This window comes from Chryseobacterium luteum, from assembly GCF_000737785.1.
In the GTDB taxonomy this organism is placed as follows: Bacteria; Bacteroidota; Bacteroidia; order Flavobacteriales; family Weeksellaceae; genus Chryseobacterium; species Chryseobacterium luteum.
On the sequence record NZ_JPRO01000017.1, the window covers coordinates 15,462 to 35,485 of the forward strand.

The 20,024-nt window shown below is 38.7% G+C and carries 16 protein-coding genes; 7 read left to right on the plus strand and 9 right to left on the minus strand.

The window, feature by feature from the left end; all coding sequences use genetic code 11:
- Positions 1-4 precede the first annotated feature (4 nt).
- The 4 genes from IX38_RS16705 to IX38_RS16720 are packed head-to-tail and all read left to right on the plus strand — an operon-like array spanning position 5 to position 2,690.
- Positions 5-706, plus strand: a complete 702-nt coding sequence (locus tag IX38_RS16705) for a CPBP family intramembrane glutamic endopeptidase (RefSeq protein ID WP_034706887.1) — start codon at positions 5-7, stop codon at positions 704-706.
- Positions 707-710: 4 nt separating this feature from the next.
- Positions 711-1,469: a peroxide stress protein YaaA gene (gene yaaA, locus IX38_RS16710; protein WP_034706888.1), complete on the plus strand. Its 759-nt coding sequence runs from the start codon at positions 711-713 to the stop codon at positions 1,467-1,469.
- Complete coding sequence (gene prmC, locus IX38_RS16715) at positions 1,470-2,321, plus strand: peptide chain release factor N(5)-glutamine methyltransferase (protein WP_034706889.1); 852 nt, start codon at positions 1,470-1,472, stop codon at positions 2,319-2,321.
- Between the two features lie 9 nt (positions 2,322-2,330).
- Positions 2,331-2,690, plus strand: coding sequence for a DUF4180 domain-containing protein (locus IX38_RS16720; RefSeq protein ID WP_034706892.1), 360 nt, complete (start codon positions 2,331-2,333; stop codon positions 2,688-2,690).
- A 130-nt stretch (positions 2,691-2,820) separates the two neighbouring features.
- Here the strand turns inward: IX38_RS16720 and IX38_RS16725 are convergent, their stop codons facing one another.
- From IX38_RS16725 to IX38_RS16740, 4 genes are read right to left on the minus strand one after another with little or no spacing between them, the layout of a single operon-like run.
- A complete protein-coding gene (locus IX38_RS16725; RefSeq protein ID WP_034706894.1) occupies positions 2,821-3,474 on the minus strand; it encodes a rhomboid family intramembrane serine protease in 654 nt (217 codons plus the stop codon).
- Positions 3,475-3,485: 11 nt separating this feature from the next.
- On the minus strand, positions 3,486-6,074 hold the full coding sequence (locus IX38_RS16730) for a DNA gyrase/topoisomerase IV subunit A (RefSeq protein WP_034706895.1): 2,589 nt from the start codon (positions 6,072-6,074) through the stop codon (positions 3,486-3,488).
- Positions 6,075-6,080: 6 nt separating this feature from the next.
- Complete coding sequence (locus tag IX38_RS16735) at positions 6,081-6,557, minus strand: hypothetical protein (protein WP_034706897.1); 477 nt, start codon at positions 6,555-6,557, stop codon at positions 6,081-6,083.
- A gap of 31 nt (positions 6,558-6,588) precedes the next feature.
- A complete protein-coding gene (locus tag IX38_RS16740; RefSeq protein WP_034706898.1) occupies positions 6,589-8,472 on the minus strand; it encodes a DNA topoisomerase IV subunit B in 1,884 nt (627 codons plus the stop codon).
- A 142-nt stretch (positions 8,473-8,614) separates the two neighbouring features.
- Between IX38_RS16740 and IX38_RS16745 the strand changes: the two genes are divergently transcribed.
- The 3 genes from IX38_RS16745 (at position 8,615) to IX38_RS16755 (ending at position 13,500) form a co-directional block, all read left to right on the plus strand.
- Positions 8,615-11,551, plus strand: a complete 2,937-nt coding sequence (locus IX38_RS16745; RefSeq protein WP_034706900.1) for a sensor histidine kinase — start codon at positions 8,615-8,617, stop codon at positions 11,549-11,551.
- Positions 11,520-12,251 carry a LytR/AlgR family response regulator transcription factor gene (locus tag IX38_RS16750; protein ID WP_034706904.1) on the plus strand — a complete coding sequence of 244 codons (732 nt, stop codon included), beginning with the start codon at positions 11,520-11,522 and terminating at the stop codon, positions 12,249-12,251. Before IX38_RS16745 ends, IX38_RS16750 begins: the two co-directional genes overlap by 32 nt.
- Before the next feature lie 100 nt (positions 12,252-12,351).
- On the plus strand, positions 12,352-13,500 hold the full coding sequence (locus IX38_RS16755; RefSeq protein ID WP_034706906.1) for a methionine aminotransferase: 1,149 nt from the start codon (positions 12,352-12,354) through the stop codon (positions 13,498-13,500).
- Between the two features lie 177 nt (positions 13,501-13,677).
- On the opposite strand, the gene IX38_RS16760 is transcribed toward IX38_RS16755, so the two are convergent.
- From IX38_RS16760 to IX38_RS16780, 5 genes are all read right to left on the minus strand, one after another.
- Positions 13,678-14,442, minus strand: a complete 765-nt coding sequence (locus IX38_RS16760; RefSeq protein WP_034706907.1) for an SDR family NAD(P)-dependent oxidoreductase — start codon at positions 14,440-14,442, stop codon at positions 13,678-13,680.
- Positions 14,443-14,533: 91 nt separating this feature from the next.
- Complete coding sequence (locus tag IX38_RS16765; RefSeq protein ID WP_034706909.1) at positions 14,534-15,472, minus strand: helix-turn-helix domain-containing protein; 939 nt, start codon at positions 15,470-15,472, stop codon at positions 14,534-14,536.
- Between the two features lie 866 nt (positions 15,473-16,338).
- Complete coding sequence (ychF, locus tag IX38_RS16770; RefSeq protein WP_034706910.1) at positions 16,339-17,430, minus strand: redox-regulated ATPase YchF; 1,092 nt, start codon at positions 17,428-17,430, stop codon at positions 16,339-16,341.
- 185 nt (positions 17,431-17,615) lie between these two features.
- Positions 17,616-18,167: a ferritin gene (locus IX38_RS16775; RefSeq protein ID WP_034706911.1), complete on the minus strand. Its 552-nt coding sequence runs from the start codon at positions 18,165-18,167 to the stop codon at positions 17,616-17,618.
- Between the two features lie 241 nt (positions 18,168-18,408).
- Entirely contained in the window at positions 18,409-20,016 is a 1,608-nt protein-coding gene (locus IX38_RS16780) for a glycoside hydrolase family 10 protein (protein ID WP_034706913.1), read from the minus strand.
- Positions 20,017-20,024: the final 8 nt, after the last annotated feature.

The following is a 20,024-nucleotide window of genomic DNA, read 5'->3' on the forward strand; positions in this document are numbered from 1 at the left end:
AGGTATGAGTTTGTACGGTAAATACGCACTGGGAATTCTTTTTACTTTTGTACTTCTTATTGCGGTGATGCTTTATGCCTTTCCGCTTGTTTACTTTATTACAGGAGTAAAAGAATTTAAATCAGCTAATCTATTCTATACCAGAATTGCGCTTTGGACGGTTCTTGCTTTGGTCTTTCTTTACAATTTCCTCATGGAAAAGGATGCTTTTCTGCTGTGGAAGGAAAAAAAATACCCTGCATTATTTTATATCAGGGCAGTTATCTTTTTATATCTGATCTGTGCGTTCGGCGGTGCTTTTTTAAACCTTTTGATTCAGATTTTCGCTCAGGAAAACATCAGCAGAAAACTGCTTCAGCTGGCGTTACTTTTCAGGAATAATTATTGGCTGATTATCTCTTTCTGCCTTACTGCAGGAGTTGTGGAAGAGCTTCTGATGCGGGGATATATTCAGCCGCGAATTGAAAAAATATACAACAGTTCATACTCCGGTGTTTTTATTTCTGCTGCGTTATTTGGAATTCTGCACAGCACGTACGGAACAATCGGACAGGTGGTGGTTCCTTTCTTTATCGGAACCGTTTTTGCTTTATTTTATAAGAAATATTTGAACATTAAAATCCTGATCATCAGTCATTGCATCTATGATTTTGTATCCATGATGATCATGAATTTTACTGACATTAAACATTTATCTGCATTCTAACATTATGAAAATTATAACTTCTCCAGCGAAACTGATGAACGTTGAGAATTCAACCGGTCTTTTGAGAGCAACCACTCCGAAATTCATCGAAGAAGCTTCATTGATACAGTCGTATTTAAAACATAAATCTCCCAAATACCTTTCCGAATTAATGGAAATATCTCCTAAGCTGGCCGACGAGAACTGGGAAAGAAACCAGAAATGGAAAGCCAGGCCAACGGCAAAGGAATCTGCGCCCGCTATGTTCGCTTTTACGGGCGAAGTTTACAGAGGACTGGATGCCAAAACGCTTGACAAAAATGCGATTGATTATCTGCAGAAAAATTACAGAATGCTCTCCGGGCTGTATGGCCTGCTGAAACCCTCTGATAAAATTATGCTTTACAGGCTGGAAATGGGACGTCATTTTGAATTCGACCAATACAAAAATTTATATGAATTCTGGAGAGAGAAAATCACGGAACAGCTGAATTCCGAGATGAAAAAAGGTGAATTTCTTCTTCATCTGGCCAGCAGCGAGTACGGAAAAGTGATTGACCGGAAAAAACTAAATCATAAGGTGATTGATTTTGATTTTTATGAACTGAAGGACGGGAAACTGAAAACCATCGTAGTGTATACCAAGCATGCAAGAGGTCTTATGGTGAGGTTCTGTGCGGAAACCAATGCCAAAACCCTTAACGATGTAAAGGCATTCAACTATGAAGGCTACCTCATCGATGAAGAAAAATCTACAGACACCAAACTGGTTTTTACAAGATAAATGACAGTATCAGAATTCAAAAAATATTTTAAAACAGAACTTTCCAGGCTTTATAATGAGTCGGAATGTACTTTTTTATGCTCAGTTTTTATACAGAAAATCGTAGGTTTCAATTCATTTGATCAGAGAAAACTATCCCACCGGGAGCTTCTTTCTGATGATGAAGAACAGCTCACCCAGGCTGTTTCAGGCTTGAAAACAGGCAGACCATATCAGCAGATCCTTGGGGAAACTGAATTTTACGGTATGCTCTTTTTTGTGGATGAAAATGTTCTTATCCCACGTCCTGAAACGGAAGAACTGCTTGAAATAGCCATTCAAACAATTCAACGTTCAGAGTTCAATATTAAAAGTTTAAAAATTCTTGACATCGGAACCGGAAGCGGCGTGATTCCACTGGTATTAAAAAAGCATTTTCCGGGGGCGGAAATTTCATCCATTGACTTTTCTGAAAAAGCTTTGGAGACTGCAAAAAGAAATGCTCAACATCATCAGTTGGAAATCAATTTTATCCATGCAGATTATCTGAACTTTGAATTGCCCGAAAGCTATGACATTATCATTTCCAATCCTCCTTATATAGGAATTGAAGAGGAAACGGAGATTGCAGATTCTGTTAAGAAATTTGAGCCTAAAATGGCTCTTTTCTCTCCTGTACAGGATGCTCTGGTCTTCTACCGGAAAATTGCGGCAGATTCCAGAAAATATTTGAAAGATAATGGTCTTCTGTTTTTAGAAATCAATCAAAAGCTTGGTCCTGAAACGCTTGAACTGTATACTGAATATTTTTCCGGGGTCCGGCTGGTCAGGGATTTATCTGAAAATGACCGCTTTATTGTGGGAAAAAAATAAAAATAATCCATGAAAATTATTACCCATACCGGAAACAATATAAAAATCGCTGAAATCATCTCTGATGAAATCATTATCCAGTCTGTTCAGGACGGTCTGGATCTTCTCGGGGATATTTATTATCAGGGCTTCGATAAGGTAATTATGTATGAAAAGAATGTCACTCCTGAGTTCTTTGATCTGAAAACCAAAATAGCCGGAGATATCCTGCAAAAATTCTCCAATTACCGTATAAGCCTTGCCATCGTGGGAGAGTTTGATAAGTACGAAAGTAAAAGTATGAAAGATTTTATTTTCGAAAGCAACAAAACGAAGCACATCAACTTTGTTGAAACTTTGGAAGATGCTCTGAACCGGCTTGGAAGCTGATATCCTTTTCAGGAATCTATATCTGTTTTTCAAACCACAAACAAAAAAACCAATGAACCTTTAGATTTGTACAGCCATGAAACGGTTTAATCTGAATGTTCATTGGTTTATGCTTTGATTGAAGCTTATCTTATCCTATTTTCTTCCTGACGAAAATTTCATACCCAAGATAGATCAGCGGGAGTGACATGATTCCCAGGTACAGAGCATTATGCATGGCGGTATCCGGAGCTACAGCCACGGCATAAACCAATCCGAAAAATGCACCTCCAAGGTGTGCTGCATGTCCTATATTGTCGTGCTGTCTTGGATTCATCATCATATATACAGAATATCCGAAATACAGCAGTCCGAAAATATATCCCTTAACCGGAATCGGAATAAAGAAGATATAAATTCCTATATCGGGGATCATTGCTATGGATGCAAATAATATTCCTGAAACGCCTCCACTTGCTCCTACAGCAGAATACCACGGTTGTTTCTGGTAAATGTAAAGCGAAAGGAAATTCCCCAGCAATATAGAACCCAGATACACAATTGTGAATCCAATATTTCCGAAAGCCTGAATGACAATAGGTCCAAAGAAATACAGCGTCATCATATTAAATACCAGGTGCATGATATCAGCATGCAGAAACCCTGATGAAAGCAGACGGATGTACTCTTTTCTGCCCAGAATAGATCCTACGCTGAATTTATACTTTTCAGTAATACCTGGATTGTTAAATGCAACAAAACTGATAATAGCGGTGATTATAATAAATAAGATGATAATATTCATAATTTTAATTCTTAATTTTCTGGTTCACCGCTTTCAAACAGGTCACCGATTACAGTCCGGTCGTCGTCTACAATACCGTCTCCGGTTTCCGGTTCTTCATATACTTCCGGCTCCTCTTCTACCGGCTCAGGAATGGTAATATGGATTGTTTTTACTTTAAATTTCGTGAACTGGTTACCAATTGCTTTTATTCCTTTTACTGTAATGAACTCGTCAATATGTATGGTTTCCGGGTCGCGGTCTTTGCCCTTATCTTTAGCAAAAATGATCTCAGCTGAAGCACCGTCTGCCACGATTACATTTTCAATAAATGATTTCGGGTGTTCCGAAGGCATGAAAGTCTGTACATTCACTGTATTTTCCAGAAGGAACCGCTTGATAAAATACATTTCTTTTTCTCCATCATAATAAATGCAGGTTATTGGCTGTTGCGGCTTCCATTTTTCCAGGACCAGATATTCGTCATCGAAACGGTTGCCCAGATCAAAAGAAACCAGCTTTACCTCGCCATTGGTATTGATGGTCAGAATTCTGTCGTCTCCTTTAAAGCTGCCTAAAAGAGTGCCCCTGCCATCTGCATTCAGTCTTCTTACGGTATCATCAAACCAGATTTTTCTGGGAGCCAGTGTAGAGACACCTTCTTCCTTCAAATCTACTTTTTTCACAGAATATTTGGTCACCAGGTTTCCTTTGGAATCCCTTCCTTTAATGGCAAGTTCAGAGAAATCTATTTCCATTTTATTTTTCCTGATCCTCGGATTCGGTTTTAAAAGGACGGTTACCGTTTCTGCTTCTCCGTTGGGGTTGGCCGAGAAATATAATGTTTCTGAACCTTTTTTATCAGAGGCCAGCGGATAATCTGTATTTCGGGTCACCGCAGTTATAGAAAAACGTTTCATATAATATGGTCCATCCCTGCCTTCGCGGTAGATCATATTGTAAACCGTTCTTTTATCGTTCTTCTTCCATATGGCAACGTGCAGGATATCTTTTCCGACGAATGTTTTGGCATCCACCTTAACAACCTTCATGGTTCCGTCTTTTCTGAAGATAATAATATCGTCTATATCCGAGCAGTCGAACAGATACTGATCCTTTTTCAGGGATGTCCCGATAAATCCTTCTTCAAAATTGGCATAGAATTTTTCATTGGCTACCGCTACTTTTGTCGCATCAATAGTATCAAAAATCCTGAGCTCCGTCTTTCTCTGTCTGTCTTTTCCGTATTTCTTCTGGATATTCAAATAATAATCAATCGCATAAGCGATCAGGTTGGCAAGGTTGTGTTTTACCTGCTCTATTTTGCCTTCGAGGGCAGCTATATTTTCTTTAAATTTATCTAAATCGAATCTTGAAATTCTCTTGATCCTGATTTCAGTCAGTCTTAAAATATCTTCCTCCGTTACGGCTCTTAAAAGGTGTTTGGTATGAGGTTTTAATCCTTTATCAATGGTTTTAATCACATCTTCCCAGGTTTTCACCTCTTCAATATCGTGATAAATCCTGTTTTCGATAAAAATTCTTTCCAGTGAAGAGAAGTGCCAGCTTTCCTGAAGCTCGTGAAGTTCAATTTCAAGTTCCTTCTTAAGCAGCGAAACGGTATGCTCGGTATTCATTTTCAGAATATCGGACACATTCATGAACATAGGCTTATCTCCTACAATCACACAGGCATTCGGGGAAATCGTCACTTGGCAGTCCGTAAATGCATACAGAGCGTCAATGGTTTTGTCCGGCGACACATCATTATGAAGATGAACGAGAATCTCTACGGTATCCGAGGTATTGTCCTCGATCTTTTTGATTTTGATTTTCCCTTTTTCATTGGCCTTCAGAATAGAATCAATCAGGTCGCTTGTGTTTTTTGAGAAGGGAAGTTCGGAGATCACCAGCATATGTTTATCCGTCTGGGTAATCCTGGCTCTTGTTCTTACCTTTCCGCCTCTGTGACCGTCATTGTATTCGGAAACATCAAGGTAGCCTGCCGTCATGAAATCAGGAAACAGCTCAAATTTCTTTCCTTTTAAGTGGGCAACGGATGCATTGATGAGCTCGTTGAAATTATGGGGAAGAATTTTTGTAGAAAGTCCCACACCGATCCCTTCTACTCCCTGTGCAAGGAGCAGCGGGAATTTCACGGGAAGATCAATAGGCTCGTTATTTCTTCCGTCATAGGATTTTGCCCATTCCGTTGTTTTAGGATTAAATACCACTTCCAGAGCAAAAGGTGTCAGCCTGGCCTCGATATATCTTGCCGCTGCGGCAGAATCTCCGGTATAGATATTTCCCCAGTTTCCCTGAGTATCTATGAGGAGCTCTTTCTGGCCGATCTGCACCATGGCATCGGTAATGGAAGCATCTCCGTGGGGGTGATACTTCATGGTATTTCCTACGATATTGGCTACTTTATTGTAACGGCCGTCTTCCAGCTCCCGCATAGAGTGCATGATCCTTCTCTGAACAGGCTTGAGCCCATCATAGACGGAAGGAATCGCTCTATCCAGAATTACATAGGAAGCATAGTCCAGAAACCAGTCTTTATAAAGTCCTGAGACTTTTTTCAAGCTCTCACCTTCATGCGGGTTTTCTTCTGTCGTCATTTATTTTTAATCGTTTTTCTCTTTATTAGTCTTTACTACTTTATTCAGAGAGAGTTTTAAATCGTTTACTTCTTTTTGGCTCAAATAAGATATCTCATATTTGAGGATGGTAGAACCGCTGTTTTTGCTTGAGATGGTAATGTATAATCTTTTGACAAAGAAAATACGGACGATCTCGTACCCGATCAGCTTATACTTTGGAAATTCATCATGCAGAGGTCTGTCCACAAAAGGGATAATATTCCTGTTCTTAAAGTTCAGTGCTTCTCCATCGCTGTCATACTCAAATATCTGCCTGCCGTTAAGATGAAAAACGGCCAACAGTATAAGGGGAACAATAAGAAGGATATAGCTCTCTTTTCCTACAGCCTTAAATCTATATTCATTCAGCAAAAATGCTGCAATTCCAAATATAGCCAGCATCATCAGCAATGTATGTACAAAATTGTAAACTGAAGCCTTGTTGCGATTGCTAAGTCTCATTTGAGGTATCTATGTGTATTAGTTTAGTTTTTTAACCTGCTACTTCATCCAATATTTCTTTCTTGTCGATATCAGGATCTTCCACGACTAGGTTTTCAAGGATAAACAACTGCCTGTCCGGTGTATTTTTACCCATATAAAATTCCAGCAGCTGGTCTATCGTCTGGTCCTTGCCTATCACTACAGGCTCCAGGCGGATATCTTTTCCGATGAAATGTTTGAATTCATCCGGGGAAATCTCTCCAAGTCCTTTAAAGCGGGTGATTTCCGGGTTTTTCCCAAGCTCATTCAGAGCTTTTATTCTCTCCGGTTCGGTGTAGCAGTATCTTGTTTCTTTTTTATTCCTTACCCTGAACAATGGCGTCTGAAGAATGTAAAGATGCCCGTTCTTGATCAGATCCGGGAAAAACTGAAGGAAGAATGTGATCATCAGCAGGCGGATGTGCATACCGTCCACATCGGCATCGGTAGATATAATTACCTGATTGTACCTCAGATCTTCCAAGCTTTCTTCAATATTCAGAGCGGCCTGAAGAAGGTTGAATTCTTCATTCTCGTATACCACTTTTTTAGTCAGTCCGTAACAGTTCAACGGCTTCCCTTTCAGTGAGAATACAGCCTGGGTTTCTACATCCCTGGATTTGGTGATAGATCCGGATGCAGAATCTCCCTCGGTAATGAAGATCTGGGTTTCTCCTTTTCTTTCATTTTTCTGGTCGTTGTAATGCTGTCTGCAGTCACGGAGCTTTTTATTATGAAGAGATACTTTTTTAGCCCTTTCCCTTGCCAGCTTCTGGATTCCTGAAAGTTCTTTTCTTTCTCTTTCGGAGATGAGAATCTTTCTCTGGATGGCTTCAGCAATTTCGGGATTTTTGTGCAGGAAATTGTCGAGCTTGCTTTTCAGAAAATCAATGATAAAGGTTCTTACGGTAGGTCCGTTAGGGCCCATATCGTTAGATCCCAGTTTTGTTTTGGTCTGGGATTCGAATACAGGTTCTTCCACATTGATGGAGATCGCTGCAATAATAGATTTCCTGATGTCTGAAGCATCAAAGTTTTTATTGAAAAATTCGCGGATCGTCTTTACATACGCTTCCCGGAAAGCATTCAGGTGTGTTCCTCCCTGCGTTGTATTCTGCCCGTTGACGAAAGAAAAATAGGTTTCCGTCTGTGATTTGTCTGAATGGGTGATCGCCAGTTCTATATCCGTATCTTTCAGGTGAATGATAGAATACAGGATTTCGTTTTCCATTTCTTCTTCCAGCAGGTCTTTAAGGCCGTTTTCAGAATAATAGGTCTCGCCGTTGAAAATTATTTTCAACCCGGGATTCAGATACGCATAATTGCGCAGCATTTTTTCTATATATTCTTTTCTGTATTTGAAATGAAGGAAAATTTCACCGTCAGGAATAAAAGAGATCTCAGTACCGTTTCGGTCTGAAGTATCTTTTTCTTCATAATTCTCAGTGATCATTCCTCTTGAAAACTCAGCCATCTTCAATTTTCCTTCCCTGAAGGATCTCACACGGAAATATTCTGAAAGGGCATTAACAGCTTTGGTACCTACCCCGTTCAATCCGACAGATTTTTTGAAGGCTTTGCTGTCGTACTTACCTCCGGTATTCATTTTGGAAACGGCATCCACTACTTTACCCAGCGGAATTCCACGGCCAAAGTCACGGATGGTAACTTTTCCGTCGTCCACCTTTATTTCAATTCTTTTCCCGGATTTCATCCTGAACTCATCAATAGAGTTGTCCAGAATTTCTTTGAGCAGAATATAGATACCGTCATCCGCAGAGGAGCCGTCTCCGAGCTTCCCGATGTACATTCCGGGGCGCAAACGGATGTGTTCCTGCCAGTCGAGGGTTCTGATATTATCTTCTGAGTAGATTGGATTTATTTCTTGTGACATATATGATTTCAGCAAACATACAAAAGTACGAAATTGTACAAAATTATCCGAATTTTTTCGATTCGTTTTTTTTCAACATTCAACCTTAAATATTGCATTATTATTAAGCAAATTATATATTTACAGTATTATTCAATATCATGTGAAAAATTTATTTATTCTTCTCTCATTTTCCCTGACTTTATTATGCCCTGTGTTATCTTCTGCACAGATCCCGGGGATGGTCAATTATACTGAAGAAGACGGTCTGAACAGTTCCTACACCTATTCACTCAGCCAGGATAATACCGGATTTCTGTGGATTGGAAGTGATAACGGACTGTTCCGTTTTGACGGAAGGGAATTTAAGCATTTCAACAATAAACAAGGCTTGAAAAATATAGAAGCCCTGTCTTGCATTCCTTTATCCAACGGAGAAATTTTCATAACACCTTTTCTGAATGATTTTGCTTACCTGAAAAATGGCAGAATCATTAATTCGGATTCAAACAGTGAACTGAAAAAGATACAGTTTACCCATAATCCCGATTATTATATTGATAAGAATTCTCTTTATCTGTTTTCCAGCTATAATCCTAAGAATATTTATTTCTACCGGAATGAAAAAGTAGGCAGAATTCCTCTGGCCGTTAAAACCGATTCTTTGGATGCCTATTATGCGTTTGGCCTCAGTATGCATGATAAAATATTGTATCTGTCTCTTCAGAAAAAAAGGGGAAATATTCTGGCTTACGATATTGCAACCAAAAGGAAAACAGCCTGTAACCTTTCCATCGATAATAATACCCCCATAATAAGGAAAGGCAATATTTTTGTTTTCAGAAACAAAAGAAAGATTGATGTTTACAAGCTCTATAACAAGTTTCATTTCAAAAAAATAAAAAGCTATACGGCACAGGAAAACATACACAGGCTCGTCGTAGACAATAATTACCGGCTCTGGTTATGCCCTGAAGAAGGCGGTACAATGTATTTCAAACAGTCCTTATTGGATGACAGCAGGTTTTCTGATCCCGTCAAAATGATGGAAAACTATATCATCAATGATATTTTAGTGGATAAAGATAACAATACGTGGTTCTCTACCCGGAATAACGGGCTTTTTTTCATTGCTGACCGGTTTTTTAAAAATTACATTCAATTTCCTGTCAAAAATAATTTATCAAACATAAAGGCTATTGCCAAAAATAGTCATGGTATTTTCCTGGGCTATAACGAAGCTAAAAGTGGCATATATCACAATGGACAGATAACGGATCTTGTTTTTGAAAAAAATATTAAAATAGAACACAAATCTATCTTTTCTGATAAAAATACAGTGATATTCGGGTTGACAAGAAGTCTTTTTCAATATGATGTCATGACCAAGAAAAAATATTTTTTAAAGGATTTTCTTTTAAAAAATATTGTGCCCTATATACCAGGATCTATCATATTATGTACATCAGACGGGCTTATCGCTTATCATTACAAAACAGGCAGCTATACTGAAATACTCAGCAAAGAAAGGATGTATACAGCTCTTCCTTATGCCAGAGACAGCCTGTTTGCCGGAAATTTTAAAGATCTTTATAAAGTGAGTACTGTTTCTAAAAAGAAAAAATTGTTTCTGAAAGGATATTATTTTACAGATCTTAAAAAATTCGGTGATAATCTGTATATCGGGGCTACCAACATTAACGGGATCATTCTTTTTGATCATTCTAAGATCCTCATGAAAATTTCGGAAAAAGCCGGACTGGTTACAAACCAAATCAAAAAAATTGAAATAGAAAACAAAAATATATTCTGGGCAAGTACAAATTACGGACTCAGCAGGATTGAGCTTAAGGGATCACATGTAAAGATCAATAATTTTACCCAAACAGACGGTCTTCCATCGAATGCGGTATCGGGATGTGTTATTTCCGGGGACACCATTTATGTGGGAACGTCCAAAGGGCTGGGTATCCTGTCGATTAAAAGCCTGATGAGCCAGAAAAAATTCATCAGCAAAAAGGTGATCATCAATTCAGTTGTCATCGGTGGCAGGGAATTTTTTGATATTCACCAGCTGTTAACGAGCCAGACGCCAGACAATGATGTTACCTTCAATGTAAGTTTTCCGGATTTCACCTCTCAGGGAAAGATAGCTTACCTGTACAAAATCGAAGGGCTTAGCAATGGCTGGCAAACGGGCAATTCCCAGAACATTATTTTCGCCTCCCTTCCGCCGGGCCGGTATACATTTAAAGTTTTTGGAATCGGGTATAACGGAAAAAGATCTTATGCTTCTACTGACCTGAATTTTGAGATCCTTCCTAAATTCTGGCAGACATGGTGGTTCAGACTGATGATCACCAGTCTTGGTGCTGCTGCCCTGTTCATTATTATCACCCTGTATTTTCAGAAAAAAAGAAATAAAAAGCTGGAAACATTATATTATGAGAAAAAGATCGCCGAGCTGGAACTGCAGGCCATCAAGGCACAGATCAATCCTCATTTCATTTATAACTGCCTCAATTCTATACAGTTTCTTCTGTATAAAAAAGACTACCGGGAAACAGAAAATTACCTGCAAACGTTTGCCCGGATGATCAGGAAAACGCTGAATTATTCCGAGAAAACATTCATGACTATTAAAGACGAGGTGGATTACCTTGCATTATACCTGAATATGGAAAAGCTGAGATTAAAAAACCTGTTTGACTATAAAATCATCTTATCAGGCAGCATCAATGAAAACTGGGCGGTCCCTTCCCTGCTGATCCAGCCTTTCGTGGAAAATGCCATAAAGCACGGCATCGCAGGCTTAAAAGACAGGAAAGGAAATATACAGATATCATTTGAACATACCGGAACATCAATCTGTGTCATTATAGAAGACAATGGTATAGGAATAGGCAGCGAAAGGCAGACAAGACCTGATTCTTTCGGGCTCAGATTATCCCGGAAAAGAATTGAAACATTCAGGCAGCTTTTTGATACCCATATTATCCTGGAGATTTATGATCTCTCTGAAAAAGAGCAAAGACCGGGAACCCAGATCAAACTTTATATAAAACCTTATGAAAACCAAAATACAGGCATGCATCGTTGATGATGAACAGGACGGAAGAGACTATATTGCTCTTCTGCTGAAGAATGAATTCCCGGAGATCCAAATATCATTTCAGGCATCAGGCGTGGAAGAAGCTTATATTTATCTCACTAAAAATATACCGGATATCCTTTTCCTGGATGTACAGCTGAAAGACGGTACTGCCTTTGACCTTCTTTCAAAATTCAGAGAAATAGATTCCCGGATCATTTTCATTACGGCATTTGAAAATTTTGCTATCCAGGCCATCAAAAACGGTGCAGCAGATTATTTGCTTAAGCCTATCAGGAAAATAGATTTTGTAATGGCCGTCAACAAAGTTCTTGAAATGATTAAAAAAAGCAAAAACTCTCCAGCCATTTATTCCAGTGAAAATAAAATAAGCCTTCCCACGCTTCAGGGCTTCAAATTGACCAATATCAGCGATATTATCCGCTGTGAAGCGGATTCCAGCTATACCACCTTTTATCTTACGGATAAAACCAGGATCATTGTTTCCAAAACACTCCACGATTTTGAGGAACATCTTACGAAATACAATTTCTTCAGGATTCATCATAAGCATCTCATCAACCTATTTCACCTTAAAGAATATATTAAAGGGAAAGGCGGACAGGTAGTAATGGCAGACCATTCTGTACTGGATGTTTCTGTGCGTAAAAAGAATGATTTCTTAAGTAAGATTGAAAATTTGGAATAAAAAGCTATGTTCAGCAACAACTAATTTCGTAACTTTTATATCCCTTGTTTCCATGATTGCAAAAAATAAATTAAATTCGGATCAACAAACTTAGCTCTTTATGATACAACTTCCATTATCCAAGCTTTCAAATGTAGGAACAACCATTTTCAGCCAAATGACGCAGCTCGCCAATGAAAATGAAGCGATCAACCTTTCCCAGGGATTTCCCGATTTCATGCCTGATTCTGAATTGCTGGATCATGTCAGTCACTTTATTCAGAAAGGATTCAACCAATATGCCCCGATGGGAGGAATGATGCCGCTGAAGGAAGAGATCGCCAGGAAAATTGAGAATAGCCACGGGGCCATCTATCATCCCGATTCCGAAATCACCGTCACTGCAGGAGGAACCCAGGCCATTTTTACCGCTATTGCCACTTTTATAAAAAAGGATGATGAAGTAATCATTTTTGAACCTGCCTACGACTGCTACGAGCCCACTGTAGAGCTTTTTGGAGGAATTGTAAAACGTTTTGAGATGAAAGCTCCGGATTATGAAATCGACTGGAATACAGTAAGAGGTTTGGTGAGCGATACAACCAAAATGATCATCCTTAACAATCCGAATAACCCTTCCGGGAAGATTTTAAAGGAAAATGATCTGCAGGAACTGATTAAGCTTGTAAAGGACACTTCGATCCTTATCCTGAGCGACGAGGTGTATGAAAATATTGTTTTTGACGGAAAACAGCATCTCAGTATCTGCCAATATCCGGAACTTAAAGAGAGAAGCCTTCTTGTTGCTTCGTTTGGGAAGCTTTTTCATGTCACAGGCTGGAAAACCGGTTATTGTGCCGCTCCGAAAAATCTCACCGCCGAATTCAGAAAAGTACACCAGTTCAATGTTTTCTGCGTGAATACGCCTATCCAGCTTGCTCTGGCGGAATACATGAAAAATGAGGAGCATTACAGTCAGCTGAGCAGCTTTTTTCAGGAAAAGAGAGATTTTCTGAGAAAAGGTCTTGCGGGTACGTCCTTCGGACTTCTCGACTGTGAAGGAACGTATTTCCAGGCTCTAACTTTTGATAAAATATCTGATAAAAATGATTTTGATTTCGCTTCGGAGCTGACAGTCAATCAAAAAGTGGCAAGTGTTCCTTTTTCATCATTTTATAAGAACAAAATAAATGATCATGTCATCAGGCTGTGTTTCGCCAAAAAACAGGAGACGCTGGAAAGAGCCATAGAAAATCTTTCAAGGCTCTAATTCTTTATATAACCGAGAAAGTAATCTGGCCAGTGCGCCCGGAAAGTTGCCTTCCGTTATTAAAAAAACAAAACCGGTCCATTTTTAGAACCGGTTTTGTTTAATTTAAAAATCGAATGAATGACTTATAAATATCTGTTTATCAGTATATTTATTTTAATCCGAATTCAGGTTATTTTATAAAAACATTCCTCCTGAAGCTTCTATTCTCTGTCCGTTGATCCATCCGGCATCTTCAGTACACAGGAATGCCACTACCCCCCCGATATCATCCGGAAGCCCGGCTCTTCCCAATGCAGTAATACCGGAAATCATTGCATTTACATTTTGATCATCTCTTGTTCTTCCGCCTCCAAAATCGGTCTCAATAGCTCCCGGCGCTATAGCGTTCGCTTTTATTCTGCGGGGTCCGAGCTCTTTTGCCATATATTTTGTCAGCATTTCCACACCGGCTTTTATCGAACCGTAAACTGATGATCCCGGCAGGGCAAATCTTGCCAGTCCTGAGGAAATATTAATAATTCCGCCACCGTCATTGATGAAAGGAAGCATTTCCTGTGTCAGGAAGAAAACTCCTTTGAAGTGAACGTTTACAATATCGTCAAACTGCTCTTCTGTAGTTTCTGTGATGGGAGAATATAAAGCTGTTCCCGCATTGTTAATAAGAAAATCGATGTTTGGGCTTCCTGTTTCAGTTTTCAGATGATCTGTGATATTTTTCACGAATGCCTCAAAGCTTTTTACATCCCTGGTATCCAATTGGTAAGCAGCGGCATTTTGGCCCATTGCTTTTATTTCATTGACCACAGCGTCGGCTTCCTCACTGCTGTTTTTATAAGTGATGATGACGTCTAATCCTTTTTGGGCGATCTTAAGGGCTGCATTTTTTCCAAGTCCGCGGCTTCCGCCGGTTACGAGTGCAATTTTTGTTTTTGTATCCATTTTATTATCTGTTTAATATGATGATACAAAGTTGGAAAATTCTACAACAGAAATCGTTGCCCGAATCAATCTGAAATTTGCAAAATTCAAATCATGAACGGAATTCCATTGGAGTGGATGAAGTTTTTCTTTTGAAAAAGTTGGAAAAGTGAGCGATTTCCTCAAAACCCAGTGCATAGGAAATCTCAGAAACATTCCATTTGGTCTGTCTCAGGAGGATTTTAGCTTCCTGAATCACACGGTCGGCAATAAATTCGGTGGTGGTTTTTCCTGTGCTTTCCTTTAATTTTTTATTCAGATAATTGACATGAACGGCTAGCCTGTCAGCGTAATCTTTTGCGGTTTTCAGCTGTAACCTCTGGTCAGAGGATTCAATCGGGAACTGTCTTTCCAGGAGCTCTATAAATAATGAAACCACCCTTAGCGAAGCATCATTTGCAGCTGAAAGTTTTTCAGCAGGCTGTAGCTTCTGGCCATAATGGATCAGTTCCAGAACATAGTTTCTAATCAGATCATATTTGAATACATAATCGGAAGCGATTTCTTTTTTTATCTTCGTAAACAGATTTTCTATTTCGTCTGCCAGATTATCCTCAATTTCAAACAGAGGAATATTTCCGGGCTGAAATATAGGTAAATCTTCCAAAGAAAACTGAGACTGGGCCTTGATGAAAAAATCTTCTGTAAATACGCAGAAACTTCCCGACTGATCGGGATCTTCAGGTACCCAGTGATAGGGAACTTTCGGAGTGGCAAATAACAGGGCATTTTTTTTAATGGCAATGATTTTGTCTGCATATTCTGCCCTGTTCTTTCCCCTGATTAAGCTTATTTTGTAATATTTTCTTCTGTTATAAGGCATCTCAGAAGTAATTCTTGCTTTTTCAATAGTTTGTGCAATATCGAATACATTGAAATGACCTATATCCTTATGCAAACCTTTAGGAAAAATAGTTTCCAGGTCTTTTCCCAGTATAGCTGTCATTTCTTTGTAAAAATCTTCAAGGGAAGCATGAGCAATTTTCTCCATAATCCAAATTTGTAAAATTCAAACATATAAAGTTACGCAAATATTAAATTGTAATGTTCTTTCATGCCTATAAAAAATTATTCATAATATAGTGATATAATGAATAATTTTTATAACTTAGATTTAAGCTAATTTATAAAATCCATTATTATGAAAAATCAAAATCTTCAAAGAGGAAAAAAACTAAACAAAAGAGAGTTAAGAAGTATTACTGGCGGGCTGCAAATGTGTTGGGATCGGGATACCAATCAATGCACAGATCACGGCCGCCAGTGCGCAGAATTTCAATGCAGATACATTCCTTAAATTGATATTTTTTTATAAAACTACTCTTAAACAAGTAGTTTTTTCATTAAAATAATATTGTAGAAGCTTGACAAATTATGCATACAGATAAATATTCAGGTAAAAAGTGAATATTATTCATAAAAATTTGAGATACATTAAATTATTTTTAATACATTCGTTACCAACAAATTTATTAATCTATCATTATGAAAAATCTAAATCTGCAAAAAGGAAAAAAACTGAACAAAAAAGAATTGAGAGTAATTACAGGAGGTTTAATGCAATGTCGCGACCGAAAGACAAACGCTTGCAGAGTATTTTCGAATGGCTGTGCAGAACTTGACTGTCGTCCCGGATTAATTCCATAACCAGGAAACTTTATATAAAATACCACCATCTTCAGTGTGGTATTTTTTTTTCACCTATATAAAATGGGGAAAACTGACAAAAAAGAATTAAGAAGTATTACCGATGGATTATTTCACTGCATGGATCCTGCGACAGGATGATCATTACACACAAAAAAACGCTCCCAAATTCATGAAAGCGTTTTTTCTAATTACTATAACTTAATATTCTTATACATTGAATCTGAAGTGCATAATATCACCATCCTGAACGATGTATTCTTTGCCTTCTACAGAAAGTTTTCCGGCTTCTTTAATTTTCACTTCAGAGCCATACGTAATATAATCATTATACTTGATTACTTCCGCACGGATGAATCCTTTTTCAAAATCTGTGTGGATTACGCCGGCAGCCTGTGGAGCTGTCCATCCCTGTCCTATCGTCCAGGCTCTTACTTCTTTCACACCAGCTGTAAAATAGGTCTGAAGTTTTAATAAGTCGTAAGCTTTTCTGATCAGACGGTTTACACCAGGTTCATCTAGTCCTAATTCTTCAAGGAAGATCTCTCTTTCTTCAAAAGTTTCCAGTTCATTGATGTCTGCCTCGATCTGTGCTGCAAGTACCACAACCTCTGCCCCTTCATTTTTAGCCATTGTTTCGATCTTTTCTATCCATTCGTTTCCGTTTTTGATAGAATTTTCGTCTACGTTACACACATATAGTACGGGCTTTTTGGTTAAAAGCTGGATATCTTCAATGATAGGCTGTGTTGAATCATTTACCGGAAATTCTCTTGCATTTTTCCCGTCCTCTATGAACTTCTCCAGGTTTTGAAGGGTTTCATAAACAAGGATATCGTCTTTCTTTCCGGACTTGATGAATTTTTTAGCTTTTTCAACAGCTTTTCCTACTGTTTCAAGGTCTTTAAGCTGTAACTCGATGTCGATAATTTCTTTATCTCTCATTGGGTCTACAGAACCTTCAACGTGGATGATATTTCCATTTTCAAAGCATCTTAAAACATGGATAATTGCTTCACACTCGCGGATATTGGCCAGGAACTGGTTTCCTAATCCTTCACCTTTGCTTGCCCCTTTTACAAGACCGGCAATGTCAACAATTTCAACTACAGCCGGCAATACTCTTTCCGGATTAACTATTTTTTCCAGTTCAAACAGTCTCTGATCCGGAACAGATACCGTACCGAGGTTCGGTTCTATTGTACAGAAAGGATAGTTTGCCGATTGAGCTTTAGCATTGCTTAAGCAGTTAAAGAGAGTTGATTTACCTACGTTCGGAAGGCCTACAATTCCACATTTCATATTGTAAAATTCAAAGTTTAATATTCAATGATGCTATTTGGGTTCAAGGTTTGAAGTTTGGATTTAATCTTAATCCGGACCATTGAACTTTCAGCCTGCAAAGATAGTGATTTTAAGGGGAGTTTCATAATAAAAAAATCTGCCGGAGTTTTGGCAGATTTTGAGTGATTTTTGTTGAAGATTGTTTATGGATTGTCTCCTGTAGCATCCTGGGCCAGCGGGACATCGTTTGGTGTATTCTGTAATGTTTTATCTAAAGTAACTAAAGATTCATCGGTAGCACGGTCACCGCCTGCAATCTTCAATTTATCGATCAGGCTTGAGGCCAGTGTTTCTTCTTCTATCTGTTCCTGTACAAACCACTGCATGAAATTCCATGTAGCCCAGTCTTTTTCTTCCAACGCCAGATCTACGATTCTGTAAATTGCCGTAGTATTGTCAACTTCATGCTTGAAGACACCGTCGAAACAGGCTGTTAATGATTCAGGATCGGCCGGTGGGGCCGGAATAGCCTCTACTTTAGGTTTACCGCCTCTGTTCAGTACATATTCCATAAATTTGATGGAATGATTTCTTTCTTCCTGTGCATGTCTGTAAAGGAAATTGGCAATTCCCTGGTATCCTTTATCATCTGCCCAGATCCCGTACGACAGAAAAACGTGTGATGCGTGAATTTCTTTGTTCATCTGATCACTTAATGCTTTTTCAATAGTCGGGGAAAGTCTGTTGGTATTCATAATGCTCTATTTTGGTGATTATGAAAATAATAATGCAAAAATGATTCCGATACGGTTTTATTCTGGAGTCATTCACTTCAAAACCTATTTACAAACATCTGAATTACATTAATTTAAATGAATAATTTATAGTTATTCTAAAATAATAAACCAGTCCTTTTCTGAACTGGTTTATTGTTTTCTGCAAGGATTTTATCCCGGTTAAATTGTACTGCTGAACTTTTGCTGTCGCTTCGGGTAGCTATTTTATCTTCTTTGCCATATAATCGCTTTCATTTCCTAATCTGTCTACCGCTTTTATTGCAACAGCATTCAGTTTTCTGCCATCTTTAGATTTTAGGATATCTTTTGAAAGTTTATCCAGGGTAAGGATTTCTGTTTCCCAAACTCCGTTGTACTGGGTGAAGAGTATCCACTGGAAGACATTTCCTATATTTTTAGCACTCCAGCTAGACCGTACAAAACTTCCGTTATCGACTGTAAATAAAGTGGGGCCCTGCAATGGAACTGCTTTTATCCAGGGTGTTTTCGGAACTAATGCTTTTTCGCTGTAAGGCCCGTTTTTCAAGGTGGGAAGCATATTTGCATTTTTCGTTAATCCTGCAATACTCCAATGAATTTCTCCCGCGTCATTCTTTAAGATCTGTCTGGATATTTCAATCTGATTTTTAATTTCCGCAGGACGGTCTGATACCCTGATTTCAACGGTATTGAGCCCCGGCCAAAGATGGCGGTTCATTGTATTTTCAGATTTCCACCAGTTCAGTAATGCTTCAAATCCCTGGCCTTTGGCATCAACCGGCCAATAGAGCTGTGGGGAAAAATAATCTACCCAGCCTTTGTTCAGCCATAACTTTGCATCGGCATATAGTTCGTCATATTGAGAAGAACCTACGATTCCTTCAGGATATCCGGGTTTCCAGATTCCGAACGGGCTGATTCCGAATCTTACATATTCTTTTTCAGCATGAATCTCTTTATAAATTCTTTCTACAAATTTATTGACATTGTCTCTCCGCCAGTCTGCCCTGGATAATGCTCCTCCACTTCTCTGGTATTCATTCCAGCTTGCATTGTCAGGAAAATCCGCACCTCTGTTGTAGGTGGCGTAAGGATAAAAATAATCATCAAAATGTACGGCATCAATATCATACCTTTTTACAATATCTTTTACCACATTGGAAACGTGTCCCTGTGTTTTGGGATTGGCAGGATCAAACCAATACATTCCGTTCTTTAATTTTACAACAATATCAGAAAGTTTGTTCGCCATAGACTGGCTGTTTACAGCTCCTCCGTTTGAATGGTGGGCACGGTAAGGGTTCAGCCATACATGAAGTTCCAGACCTCTTTTATGGGCCTCTTCAATCCAGAACTGAAGGGGGTCATAATTCGGGTAAGGAGCCGTTCCGGTCTGTCCGGTCAAAAAGTATGACCAGGGTTCTATATTACTTGTATACAGCGCATCTGCAGAAGGTCTGATCTGCAATATCGCTGCATTGAAGTTGTTATCCTTCAGCATATCGAGCATGCTTATGGCTTCTGCTTTCTGCTGGTCTACGGTTAAATTATTTCTTGAGGGCCAGTTGATGTTGGCGACACTGGCGATCCACGCTCCGCGGAATTCTCTTTTGACTTCGGGAAGATTTACTTTAAAAATTTCGTCGGTTGGTGTTGGTATATCCGGTTTATTAATGACAACAGGGCCTTTTTCAACTGTTTTTACAGGTTTAGATTTTGATATATTTTGATTTTTTGCTGGTTTTGCATTGTCCACGACAGGTTTCGAACTGCTGCATGATGCAAAAATACCCAACAAGAATATTAATTTTAGCTTATTCACTTTCATAGTCTGCA

Coding starts and splice junctions, on each gene's coding strand:
- yaaA (WP_034706888.1), top strand. CDS start 711: ATGAAAATTATAACTTCTCCAGCGAAACTGATGAACGTTGAGAATTCA.
- IX38_RS16735 (WP_034706897.1), bottom strand. CDS start 6,557: ATGAGACTTAGCAATCGCAACAAGGCTTCAGTTTACAATTTTGTACAT.
- IX38_RS16705 (WP_034706887.1), top strand. CDS start 5: ATGAGTTTGTACGGTAAATACGCACTGGGAATTCTTTTTACTTTTGTA.
- prmC (WP_034706889.1), top strand. CDS start 1,470: ATGACAGTATCAGAATTCAAAAAATATTTTAAAACAGAACTTTCCAGG.
- IX38_RS16740 (WP_034706898.1), bottom strand. CDS start 8,472: ATGTCACAAGAAATAAATCCAATCTACTCAGAAGATAATATCAGAACC.
- IX38_RS16780 (WP_034706913.1), bottom strand. CDS start 20,016: ATGAAAGTGAATAAGCTAAAATTAATATTCTTGTTGGGTATTTTTGCA.
- IX38_RS16730 (WP_034706895.1), bottom strand. CDS start 6,074: ATGACGACAGAAGAAAACCCGCATGAAGGTGAGAGCTTGAAAAAAGTC.
- IX38_RS16760 (WP_034706907.1), bottom strand. CDS start 14,442: ATGGATACAAAAACAAAAATTGCACTCGTAACCGGCGGAAGCCGCGGA.
- IX38_RS16755 (WP_034706906.1), top strand. CDS start 12,352: ATGATACAACTTCCATTATCCAAGCTTTCAAATGTAGGAACAACCATT.
- IX38_RS16750 (WP_034706904.1), top strand. CDS start 11,520: ATGAAAACCAAAATACAGGCATGCATCGTTGATGATGAACAGGACGGA.
- IX38_RS16720 (WP_034706892.1), top strand. CDS start 2,331: ATGAAAATTATTACCCATACCGGAAACAATATAAAAATCGCTGAAATC.
- ychF (WP_034706910.1), bottom strand. CDS start 17,430: ATGAAATGTGGAATTGTAGGCCTTCCGAACGTAGGTAAATCAACTCTC.
- IX38_RS16725 (WP_034706894.1), bottom strand. CDS start 3,474: ATGAATATTATCATCTTATTTATTATAATCACCGCTATTATCAGTTTT.
- IX38_RS16765 (WP_034706909.1), bottom strand. CDS start 15,472: ATGGAGAAAATTGCTCATGCTTCCCTTGAAGATTTTTACAAAGAAATG.
- IX38_RS16775 (WP_034706911.1), bottom strand. CDS start 18,167: ATGAATACCAACAGACTTTCCCCGACTATTGAAAAAGCATTAAGTGAT.